Here is an 11,277-nt window from a genome sequence, read left to right as displayed (position 1 = left end):
GGATCCGCAACACGCAGAATTACTGACCGGTTGTCGTATGAATGTTACCTCCATTGTGCATTGTATGAGACCGGCACTATCGCCGGATCTGGCACCAACGCTGCCCTAGGTTAGATAGCGACTGAGATCACGAGGCCATTCCCATGTCTTTCACCCGCAATACGCCCGACAATTTGAACAGTTTTCCGTCACGTACGTTGTCTCGGCGCGACGCTATGCGGACAGCGCGTGATTTGTCATATGCCCATTCTGCTCAGACACGGCCCGGCCGCGCAATAATCCGGGCTATGGAAAATGCGACGGGTCGGCTGCAGCTGATCAAACGCGCTGAGGGTTACGAGGCGGATGTCGCTGCTGGTCAAAGCTTTTGGAGCGTGATGCGTGAACGCTACGGCCTGCAGCTTGAGGTCGTCGGTGGTGCTCTGGCCAATATCCCCAAGGAGCGACCGATCGTGGTGATCGCCAATCACCCCTATGGCATTCTTGATGGGTTGATGTTGGGGAATATCCTTTCTGAGGCCCGTGGCGATTTCCGCATTTTGGCCCATCAGGTGTTTCGCAAGGCAGATGACCTCTCGAAGGTTATCCTGCCAATCGATTTCGCCGAAACCAAAGAGGCGCTGAAAACCAACCTTGAGACGCGCAAAACGGCGCTCGAATATCTTGGGCAGGGTGGTGCGATCGGCATCTTTCCCGGTGGAACAGTTTCGACCGCTGCGCGCCCCTTCCTGCGGCCAATGATTCCACCGATGGATCCGATGTGGCGCGGGTTTACCGCAAGGATGATCGCCAAATCCCGCGCAGTTGTTGTGCCGATCTACTTTGATGGGCATACCTCTCGGCTCTTTCAAATGGCCAGCCACCTGCATCCGACATTGCGTATGGGTTTGCTCATCAAAGAGTTTCGAAAACGAATTGATACACCGGTGCGGGTCGCCATCGGTTCAGCCATCGGGCGCGATGTTCTGGACCCCCTTGCAAGTGACGCAAAAGCAATGATGGATTTCCTGCGCAAAGCCACGTATGAGCTGTCTCCAACGCCACTTAAATCCTACGACTATGGATTTGAGTTTGAGGAGAAACACCGCGCCTGAGCGCGCAGCGAGAGAGAGAGATGGCTGTAGGTATCTTTGATTCCGGCCTTGGTGGGCTGACGGTTCTGAATGCCGCGCAAAAGCGGTTGCCCGATGTGGAGTTCCTCTACTATGCGGACAGTGCCCACGCGCCCTATGGTGTGCGAGATGCCGAAGATATCTATCAGCTGACTAGAGCCGCGGTTGAGGACATGTGGTCCAAAGGCTGTGATCTGGTGGTTTTGGCCTGCAATACAGCGTCAGCGGCAGCGCTGCGGCGCATGCAAGAGGGCGGCCTGCCCGAGGGCAAGCGGGTTTTGGGCGTATTTGTCCCCCTGATCGAAGCTCTGACCGAACGTCAGTGGGGCGACAATTCCCCGCCGCGCGAAGTTGCCGTCAAGCATGTTGCGCTCTTTGCGACGCCTGCAACTGTGGCCAGCCGTGCCTTTCAGCGCGAGTTAGCGTTTCGCGCCATTGGTGTTGATGTCGAAGCACAGGCTTGCGGTGGTGTTGTTGACGCGATTGAAGACGGCGACATGATTCTGGCCGAGGCGCTGGTGCGAAGCCATGTCGATGCGCTGAACCGAAAGATGCCCCAACCGCAAGCTGCGATCCTGGGCTGCACGCATTACCCGCTGATGGAAGAGATCTTTCAGGCGGCTCTGGGCGATGATGTGCAGGTTTTCAGCCAAGGCAAACTGGTCGCCGACAGTCTTGCGGATTATCTGGACCGTCATCCACAGATGCTGGGACAGGGCCAGGGTGGCTATTTCACCACTGGTGTTCCAACCCGCGTAAGTGACCGCGCCACGCAGTTCCTGCGACGAGAGATGATCTTTCAGGCGGCTTGACCGGCTCACTTTTGCAGTCTTTTCGACATATGTTTGATCTGCAAGGCTCATGGCCCAGCCTTTTCAGCTATCGCTGCCGCATCAATGACGCGGCGTCTCGTTTCTACCCAATTCACAAAGAGGTCCCTGATGACCCATAAAGTAGCTATTCTTGGCGCATCTGGTTACACCGGTGCCGAACTCGTGCGGTTGATTGCCCAGCATCCGAACATCGATATTGCGGCCCTATCGGCAGAGCGTAAGGCGGGTATGACCATGGCCGAAGTGTTCCAGCATCTGCGCCATATGGATCTCCCCCGGCTGTGCAAGATCAATGAGATCGACTTCTCTGGTATCGACCTGTGTTTCTGTGCCTTGCCGCATAAGACCAGCCAGGAGGTGATCTCTGGCCTCCCTAAGGATTTGAAAATTGTTGATCTTTCGGCTGATTTCCGGCTTCGCGATCCTGAGGAATATGAAAAATGGTATGGCAATCCGCATTCCGCGGTCGAGCTGCAGAAAGAGGCTGTCTATGGCCTGAGCGAATTCTACCGTGAAGAGATCAAATCCGCACGTTTGGTGGCCGGCACGGGCTGTAATGCCGCCACAGGTCTGTTTGCCCTGCGCCCCTTGGTTGCTGCAGGTGTGATAGATCTGGACGAGATCATTCTGGATCTGAAATGCGCGGTATCTGGTGCTGGACGCAGTCTTAAGGAAAACCTGCTGCATGCTGAGCTGAGTGAAGGGTATCACGCCTATGCCGTGGGTGGTGCTCACCGGCATCTGGGCGAATTTGATCAGGAATTCAGCAAGGTTGCAGGCCGTCCGGTCAAGGTACAGTTTACCCCGCATCTGGTGCCAAGCAATCGCGGGATCTTGGCCACCGTCTATGTCAAAGGCGATGCAGACGTGATCCATGAAACGCTTGCAAATGCCTATGCGGAAGAGCCGTTTATCGAGCTTCTGCCGATTGGAGAGGCGCCATCAACCCGCCATGTCCGGGGCTCTAACTTCTGTCATATCGGGGTGACAACTGACCGCATCGAGGGGCGCACGATCGTGGTCGCCGCGCTCGATAACCTGACAAAAGGTAGCAGTGGTCAGGCCTTGCAGAATGCCAACCTGATGTTAGGTGAAGAAGAGACCACAGGGCTGATGATGGCCCCGCTGTTCCCCTGACACTTTGGGATCTGGTACGCAACAGTGCCAGATCCACAGCCATGAGGCCCCGATGAAGTCACTGAAAAAACAACGCCGGATCCAGATCATCGCGATGACTACCGTGGCGCTTGTGGTGGCGACTGGGCTCATCGGATATGCTATGCGCGATGGCATCAACTTCTTTCGCTCCCCAAGTCAGGTGATGGAACAACCACCTGAGGCAAGCGAGGTGTTTCGTATCGGCGGGTTGGTTGAAGAGGGCAGTATCGTACGGGGACAGGGCGAAGTTGTTCGTTTTGTTGTGACAGATGGTGGTGCGTCGGTTCCTGTCGCTTACTCCGGTGTTCTGCCTGATCTCTTTTCTGAAAATCAGGGCATGGTTGGGACCGGTCGCTACATCAACGGAACCTTCGAAGCTTCTGAAATTCTTGCTAAACATGACGAGACTTATATGCCGAAAGAAGTCGTGGATGCGCTTAAGGAACAGGGTGTCTATCAAGCGCCTGAAGGCTGATATTCTCGGGTTATTTCCGGCGGCTTAGGATGATAGAGTCAACTTCCATACAAATCCCGTTGCTATCTGAGCGCACGCCGAGGTCCGGGTGCGCTCATTTTTATTTGTGATGCTGAAGTCCCAATTCCATTGAAGGGACTGACCCATGCAAGACATCAAAGCCATCGCTCAGGACATCGTTGCCCGCGAAGGCGGTTATGTGGATGACCCGGATGATCCGGGTGGGGCAACCAAATACGGCGTGACATTGGACACCCTGCAACGCCTCGCTATGGACCTGACCGGCGACGATCGCATCGACAAGGCCGATGTTGCTGCCGTCAGTCGGACACAAGCCGTAGATCTCTACATTCGTCATTACTTTGACCAGCCGCGCATCGCAGCTTTGCCGGAAGTACTGCATCCATCGGTGTTTGACATGTATGTCAACGCGGGGGCCAATGCGGTTCGGATCCTGCAGCGCTTGTTGGTGCAGATGGGATATGACTTGACGGTGGATGGTCGGATCGGCCGGAAAACCGCCGCTGCGGCCGGTGCCGCAGCCAAGATCGGGCGGATTTCCTTGCGTGACGCCTACGGCGTTGCCCGCCGGAACTACTACTTTGGCATCGCGGATCGCCGCCCTGCCAGCCGCAAATACGCCCGCACCCGCAAAGGCGGCAAGGGCGGCTGGATTTTGCGCGCCGAGAGTTTTGTCTCGCCTCAATACCACCTGAGTGACGCAGAATTTCAGCAGAGGGTGGCCACATGGGGCTGATTGCGGATGTACTTGCCTTATTATTCAGCCGAGAGCGGAACGTAGTTGCCGAGACGCTCGAAGTGTTCCGCGAAAACACCGAGGCGGGCGCGGCACGCGATCATGTCCGTCACGCTGACGCATTGGCTCAGTTTGCAGCTGAATTCGCCCGGTCACCAACACCGGACACATCCGAGAGCCGGTTTGATCGCTGGATGGATGGGGTGAACCGTTTGCCCCGGCCGCTTCTCGCTTTGTCGACGCTTGCATTACTTGGGTCCGCAATGGTCGATCCGTTGTGGTTTGCCGCACGTATGCAGGGGTTGGCGCTGGTGCCAGAGCCGCTGTGGTGGCTGCTGGGGGTTGTTGTCTCTTTCTACTTTGGGGCGCGACAGCAGTTGAAAAACCAGGGGTTTCAGCGTGAGATCGCGGCAAGTCTCGCCCGTGTCCCCGCCGTCGCGGCGAATATCGCGCAGATCACTGCTTTGCGGGCGGCAGACCCCGTTGAACCAGATCTGTCGACCGCAGGTGACCGCAGTGAGGATGGCGGTGGTGTGGCTGACTACCAATCAGAAAACCCAGCTCTCGCAGATTGGTTGAGGAGGTCTGAGCAAGGAGGATGAGCATCGACGATATTTGAAACTCGATCATGGGCGCAGGCTGACACCAGACCGAGGACACTGCGGCGTGACGACGCGTCGATTGCGATTGGCGGCCTAGCTGGATCGCCGTATAGATAGGATATGGTTACAGAACTCGGTCATTTCGCCCTTATCCTCGCTTTTATGATTGCTATCGTTCAGATGGTGGTTCCGTTGATCGGGGCCCATTTTCGATGGCCCGGCTGGATGTCGGTCGCAGAACCTGCCGCGCAGGCTCAGTTCTTCTTTACAGCCTTTTCATTTGGGGCGCTGACCTGGGCCTTTATCACGTCGGATTTTTCTCTGCGTCTGGTGGCTCTCAACAGTCATTCGGCCAAACCGATGCTGTACAAAATTTCCGGCACCTGGGGCAATCACGAAGGTTCAATGCTGCTTTGGGTGCTGATCGTCAGTCTGTTTGGCGCCTTGGCATCGGCGTTTGGAAATGGTCTCCCACCCACTTTAAAGGCCCGCGTGTTGTCGGTTCAGGCGTCGATCGGGGTGGCGTTTTTTGCGTTTATCCTCTTTACGTCCAACCCTTTCCTGCGCCTTGCCGTGCCACCGTTTGATGGACAGGGATTGAACCCTCTGTTGCAAGACCCCGGTCTGGCCTTTCACCCGCCGTTTCTTTACCTCGGCTATGTCGGTCTCAGCATGGCGTTCTCCTTTGCAGTTGCTGCCCTGATCGAGGGGCGCGTGGATGCGGCCTGGGGGCGCTGGGTGAGGCCATGGACGCTTGCGGCGTGGATCTTCCTGACCATCGGCATCGCACTGGGATCATGGTGGGCCTACTATGAGTTGGGTTGGGGCGGTTTCTGGTTCTGGGATCCGGTTGAGAACGCGTCTTTCATGCCTTGGCTTCTTGCGGTGGCGCTGTTGCATTCGGCCATTGTTGTTGAAAAACGCGAAAGCCTGAAAAGCTGGACCATATTGCTGGCGATCTTGGCCTTTGGCTTCTCGCTGATTGGTACCTTTATTGTGCGATCTGGCCTGTTGACCTCGGTTCACGCGTTTGCCAGTGATCCGGAACGTGGTGTGTTCATCCTCTACATACTGGCGTTTTTCACTGGTGGTGCACTGTTGCTGTTTGCCCTGCGGGCACAGGCGATGCAGGCCAAAGGTGTCTTTGGCCTTGTCAGCCGCGAAACAGCGCTTGTGGCCAATAATATCTTACTCGCTGTGAGTTGCTTTGTTGTCTTCTTTGGAACGCTGTGGCCAGTGGTGGCTGAAATGGCCTTTGATCGTAAGTTGAGCGTAGGCCCTCCGTTCTTCAACGCGGCCTTCACGCCGTTTATGGTGGTGCTTGGTGCAATCCTGCCGGTTGGTGCTATGCTGCCGTGGAAACGGGGCTTGCTTGGGCGTACGGCATGGCGGTTGCGCTTTGTTTTTGCACTGGCGGTGGCGTTTGGCGTGTTGGCCTGGGCGATGCAGACCGGGCGGACAGCCTTGGGTCCCGTTGGTTTGTTCCTTGGGGTTTGGATTGTCGTTGGCGCATTTGCCGATCTATGGCTGCGGGGGGGACCCACGGGCCGTATGCAGCGGTTGCTGCGTTTGCCACGCGCGGATTGGGGCAAGACGTTTGCTCATGCGGGGATCGGTGTCACTATCTTTGCTATCGCGGGCCTTACGGCCTGGCAGGATGAAGATATCCGCGTTGCTGAGGTGAACAAGCCGTTTGACGTTGGGGCCTATACGCTGGAGTTGCAAGACGTGCGCCGTGTCCAAGGGCCGAATTATCTCAGCACTATGGCCGACATCGAAGTGACCAAAGCGGGGCGTTTTGTGGCGTTGTTGAACCCGGAAAAACGCGACTATCCGGTGTCCCGGATGCCCACGACCGAGGCAGCAATCGACTATCGGTTCTTGCGCGATCTCTACATAGTGATCGGCGACCAACAGACCAGTGGCGGCTGGACGGTGCGAACCTATATCAAACCTCTGGCCAATTGGATCTGGGGCGGCTGCCTGTTGATGGCGCTTGGTGGTCTGCTGAGCCTGACTGACCGGCGGTTCCGTGTCGCCGCCGGTGCACGGCGTAGCCCACGGGCAGGAGTTCCGGCGGAATGATACGTATGATCCTTGGTCGGGTGCTGTTGTCTGCAATGCTGGTCATGCCATTGATCGGTTCTGGTAATTCTGCAATGGCGGTGCAGCCGGATGAGATACTGGAAGATGCTGCATTGGAGAGCCGGGCGCGTGAGCTGTCCAAAGGTTTGCGGTGTCTGGTGTGCCGGAACGAGAACATCGATGAAAGCAACGCGGACCTGGCGCGTGATCTGCGGCTGTTGGTGCGCGAGCGGTTGGTGGCTGGCGACAGTAACGATGAGGCGATGGACTTCATCGTTGAGCGCTACGGTGAATATGTTCTGCTTAGCCCGCGTGCGACCGGTGCCAATTGGTTGCTATACGCAGCTGGACCTTTGATGCTCGTTCTGGCACTGATACTCGCCGGTGCTTACATCCGCGCACGCAGCCGCACGCCAAGCGATGAGGATCCTGCAGCCGGAAGCCTCAGCACACAGGAGCGCGAACAACTCGACCGTATCCTGAAAGACTGATCCTGGATCTGTTCATTTAATGAACTCGCGGGTGCGGATGATACAACCCTTCCGATATGTCGCACTAGACGATATCTCTTTCGGTGGTTTTGCGACCAAAGGTTACGCGGCGTTTGCCTTTTCCTGCGGGCTTGCATAGTCAAGTCTGCGAAAAACCTTTAACCACGAGGCCCTTTGATGGATTACAAGGAAATTCTGTTCTCGCTGGACGACGGCTTGGCTATTGTGACGCTGAACCGCCCTTCTAAGATGAACGCGCTGACAGGTCTGACGCGGGCAGAGATAACGCACGCGATGCAAAGGGCCGGCAAAGAGGCACGTGCCGTGGTGCTAACCGGTTCCGGCGCGTCGTTCTGTTCCGGGCAGGATCTGTCTGACGCAGCAAGCCAGGGCAAGCTGGATCTAGAGCGCACGCTGCGAGATGAATACACCCCGATGCTGGAGGCAATTTACAATTGCCCGGTGCCGACCATTGCGGCCGTCAACGGTCCGGCTGCGGGGGCGGGTGCCAATCTGGCGCTTGCGGCAGATGTGGTGATCGCCACAGAGAGCGCGTATTTCATGCAGGCCTTTGCCCGGATTGGCCTGATGCCTGATGCAGGCGGCACGTGGTTCATGCCGCGCCAGATGGGTATGGCCAAGGCAATGGGTGCAGCGCTGTTTGCGGATAAGATTACGGCCAATCAGGCCAGCGATTGGGGTATGATCTGGGAGGCCATTCCGGACACTGGTTTTGACGCGCATTGGCGTGCCCGCGCGGCCTATCTGGCAAGTGGCCCGACCCGAGCGTTTGGCGCGATTAAGACTGCGATCCGCGACGGATATGGCAATTCTCTGCCTGACCAATTGTCGGAAGAGGCGCATCTGCAGGGTGAATGCGGCAAGACTCGTGATTTCATGGAGGGCGTCACCGCCTTCATGGAAAAACGCCCGGCAAAATTCGAAGGCCGCTGATCACCGGGATTATAGCCCGGCTCCAAGGCCAACCAGACATAAATGACCCGCCCGTCTGATGCGCAGAGGGCGGGTTTTTTGTTGTTTTATAGGTATTTAGAAGGTTATTGGGTCGAGCCAGACCAATTGACCAGATCCCATAGACTGTGCCTGCCAGGTTTCAGCGAGCAACCAAGGCGACGTGCTCAGCGATACTAAAGCTCGCCCCAGCGTTGATCAGGCGCAGCACTTCTTCGCCGTCGGCCACAAGGAAGGCATCGGTGCCGCCGTCCTCGTTGTCACGGGTGACCACGTCCAGTTCCGGCTCGTCTGCACTGTCGTCATAATAGTAGATGACCCGGTCATCATCGGCAGTAAAGTCAGTGATGGTGGCTTGTTCATCTTCAGTCAGCCATGCGCCGGTCTCAAAGCTGTCATTGCCAGCGCCACCGGTTACAGTGTCATTAAGACCAAAGAGGATCCCGTCATCGCCTGCACCGGCGTTAATTGTATCACCTTCGCCATCCTGATCGGTGGTGTAGTCAAAATTCAGTAATGCGTTTACTGCATCCACTGAGGGCGGTGTAATGCGGCCCTGAACAATGTCTTCATATGCGCCTTCATCCAGAATACCGGCCGCAACAATTAGGTCGTCACCCTGACCGCCGACAATATGATCCGCGCCACGGGTATCAATAAGGGTGTCGTCATCTGCATTGCCGCGCATGAAATCATCGCCGTTGCCGCCGACCAAGATATCCTCGCCGTCTCCGCCAAAGATATTGTCATCTGCGGAGCCACCATCGAGGGTATCATTACCAGCTCCGCCTTCAACGGTGTCTTCACCACCGCGCGCATCGATATTGTCGTTACCGGCGCCACCAAGAATGGTTTCGGTACCTATCGTGCCCAGCAGAAGGTCGTTGGTCTCGCCGCCTTCAATCACCCGGCCGTTGTTGCTGTCGTTGCCGTCGCCGCTTTCACCCGATGCGGCATCGGAGCTGTCGGAATCGTCTGTGTCGTTAATAATTACGCCAGCCAGCAAGCCAACCCCTATCATCGTCATGAACATTAGCAAGGTGCGTCTCCCGTTAAAGTTTAATTAGAAATTGAGATGATGCTTATTAAGGAGGTGGAAGTCCGTCAATCGAAACCCGCTGTAATTGAGTAGAATGCTATGAAACAGGTTAACCAAGTTTCCAATTTGGAAACATCAACTCCCTAACCTTTTGATTGTCCAACTATACGAAAGATGCAGTCTTGCAATTTAAAGGTGTGCATTCGGTTGCCGACTCTCGATGGTCTGAAGCTGGCGGCAGACGAAGTGTACAACGACGATGGTCGAAAGGTCGTGCGCAAAGAAAAACCCTGCCTTCGCAGTGGAAGGCAGGGCCTAGTTTGTCTAGCGGTTACAACGCAACTGCAGATCTATGGCCGTTTAGCGGCTTTCGATATCCACATAGTTGCGTTCGGTTTCGCCAAGGTACAGCTGACGCGGACGGCCGATCTTGTTCTGTGGGTCTGCAATCATTTCTTTCCACTGTGAGATCCAACCGACGGTACGCGACAGTGCAAAAATCGGCGTGAACATCGAGGTCGGGAAGCCCATCGCTTCCAGAATGATGCCGGAGTAGAAATCCACGTTCGGGAACAGTTTCTTCTCGATGAAATACTCATCGTTCAGCGCTGTGCGCTCCAGTTCCTTTGCAACCTGAAGGAGTGGGTTGTTTTCGACACCCAGTAGCTCCAGAACCTCATCGGCGGACTGCTTCAGCACTTTGGCGCGCGGATCTGTGTTTTTATAAACCCGGTGGCCGAAGCCCATCAGACGGAACGGATCGTTCTTGTCTTTGGCGCGTTCAATGAACTCAGGGATACGATCGACCGAGCCGATTTCCTTGAGCATTTCTAGGCACGCCTGATTTGCGCCACCATGTGCTGGGCCCCAGAGACAGGCGATACCAGCAGCGATGCAGGCGAAGGGGTTCGCGCCGGAGGACGACGCCAGGCGCACGGTCGAAGTGGAGGCGTTCTGTTCGTGGTCCGCATGCAGGATGAAGATCCGGTCCATCGCGCGGGCCAGGATCGGGTCCACGTGATATTCTTCGGCCGGGACCGAGAAGCACATGTGAAGGAAGTTGGCAGCGTAATCCAGATCGTTGCGCGGATATACAAACGGCTGGCCGATGGAGTATTTATACGCCATCGCGGCAATTGTCGGTAGCTTTGCGATAAGACGGATCGCCGCCACTTCACGCTGCCAGGGGTCGTTGATGTCCGTGGAGTCGTGATAAAACGCCGACATTGCGCCAACAACACCAACAAGCGTGGCCATTGGGTGTGCATCGCGGCGGAAGCCACGGAAGAAGTTGTGCATCTGCTCGTGCACCATGGTGTGCCGGGTCACACGGGTTTCAAAATCTTCCAGCTGTGCAGCAGTCGGCAGTTCGCCGTAAAGCATCAGATAGCAGACTTCGAGGTGGTGCGATTTGGAGGCAAGCTGGTCAATCGGATAGCCACGGTGCAGCAGCTCACCCTTGCCTCCGTCGATATAGGTGATGGTGCTGTCGCAGCTGGCCGTCGAAGTAAAGCCAGGATCGTAGGTAAACACACCCGCCTGGCCGTATAGCTTACGGATATCCAGAACATCGGGCCCGGTTGTCGGCGAAAAAATGGGAAGCTCGTAAGTTTCGCCATTCAGGCTGAGCTGGGCGGTTTTCTTTGTATCGGTCATAGATGTCCCTTCCTGATACAGGCACGAAAGCAGGGTTGCCCCCTGTTTCGAGCAGGCAGCACCTGCACGGCAATCGTGCAGGTGAGGTCATAGCGAT

General features: G+C 56.3%; 11 protein-coding genes. 9 read left to right on the top strand and 2 right to left on the bottom strand.

The annotated features are described in order from the left end of the window. Window positions 1-215: 215 nt before the first annotated feature. The 9 genes from ACEWZM_RS00700 (at window position 216) to ACEWZM_RS00660 (ending at window position 8,467) form a co-directional block, all read left to right on the top strand. Entirely contained in the window at window positions 216-1,094 is an 879-nt protein-coding gene (locus ACEWZM_RS00700; RefSeq protein ID WP_414007914.1) for a lysophospholipid acyltransferase family protein, read from the top strand. A 20-nt stretch (window positions 1,095-1,114) separates the two neighbouring features. Continuing rightward, a complete protein-coding gene (locus ACEWZM_RS00695) occupies window positions 1,115-1,924 on the top strand; it encodes a glutamate racemase (protein ID WP_414004613.1) in 810 nt (269 codons plus the stop codon). A gap of 129 nt (window positions 1,925-2,053) precedes the next feature. Beyond that, a complete protein-coding gene (gene argC / locus ACEWZM_RS00690) occupies window positions 2,054-3,082 on the top strand; it encodes an N-acetyl-gamma-glutamyl-phosphate reductase (protein WP_414004612.1) in 1,029 nt (342 codons plus the stop codon). Window positions 3,083-3,134: 52 nt separating this feature from the next. After that, window positions 3,135-3,578, top strand: a complete 444-nt coding sequence (gene ccmE / locus ACEWZM_RS00685; protein WP_414004611.1) for a cytochrome c maturation protein CcmE — start codon at window positions 3,135-3,137, stop codon at window positions 3,576-3,578. Window positions 3,579-3,723: 145 nt separating this feature from the next. Beyond that, window positions 3,724-4,335, top strand: coding sequence for a holin-associated N-acetylmuramidase (locus ACEWZM_RS00680; RefSeq protein WP_414004610.1), 612 nt, complete (start codon window positions 3,724-3,726; stop codon window positions 4,333-4,335). Next, a complete protein-coding gene (locus ACEWZM_RS00675) occupies window positions 4,326-4,937 on the top strand; it encodes a holin family protein (protein WP_414004609.1) in 612 nt (203 codons plus the stop codon). Before ACEWZM_RS00680 ends, ACEWZM_RS00675 begins: the two co-directional genes overlap by 10 nt. 120 nt (window positions 4,938-5,057) lie before the next feature. Further along, a complete protein-coding gene (locus ACEWZM_RS00670; protein ID WP_414004608.1) occupies window positions 5,058-7,022 on the top strand; it encodes a heme lyase CcmF/NrfE family subunit in 1,965 nt (654 codons plus the stop codon). After that, window positions 7,019-7,513 carry a cytochrome c-type biogenesis protein gene (locus ACEWZM_RS00665; protein WP_414004607.1) on the top strand — a complete coding sequence of 165 codons (495 nt, stop codon included), beginning with the start codon at window positions 7,019-7,021 and terminating at the stop codon, window positions 7,511-7,513. Before ACEWZM_RS00670 ends, ACEWZM_RS00665 begins: the two co-directional genes overlap by 4 nt. Window positions 7,514-7,690: 177 nt before the next feature. Then, window positions 7,691-8,467: an enoyl-CoA hydratase-related protein gene (locus tag ACEWZM_RS00660; RefSeq protein WP_414004606.1), complete on the top strand. Its 777-nt coding sequence runs from the start codon at window positions 7,691-7,693 to the stop codon at window positions 8,465-8,467. 160 nt (window positions 8,468-8,627) lie between these two features. Here ACEWZM_RS00660 and ACEWZM_RS00655 read toward each other — a convergent pair whose 3' ends face one another. Together ACEWZM_RS00655 and gltA are read right to left on the bottom strand one after the other, a co-directional pair. After that, window positions 8,628-9,518, bottom strand: a complete 891-nt coding sequence (locus ACEWZM_RS00655; RefSeq protein ID WP_414004605.1) for a calcium-binding protein — start codon at window positions 9,516-9,518, stop codon at window positions 8,628-8,630. A gap of 366 nt (window positions 9,519-9,884) precedes the next feature. Further along, the gene (gene gltA / locus ACEWZM_RS00650; RefSeq protein WP_414004604.1) at window positions 9,885-11,180 is read right to left on the bottom strand and encodes a citrate synthase; all 1,296 of its coding nucleotides are present in this window, start codon (window positions 11,178-11,180) and stop codon (window positions 9,885-9,887) included. Window positions 11,181-11,277 lie beyond the last annotated feature (97 nt).

It is taken from the genome of Phaeobacter cretensis (genome assembly GCF_047372505.1).
In the GTDB taxonomy this organism is placed as follows: domain Bacteria; phylum Pseudomonadota; class Alphaproteobacteria; order Rhodobacterales; family Rhodobacteraceae; genus Phaeobacter; species Phaeobacter cretensis.
This window is presented reverse-complemented; position numbering and strand designations above follow the sequence as displayed.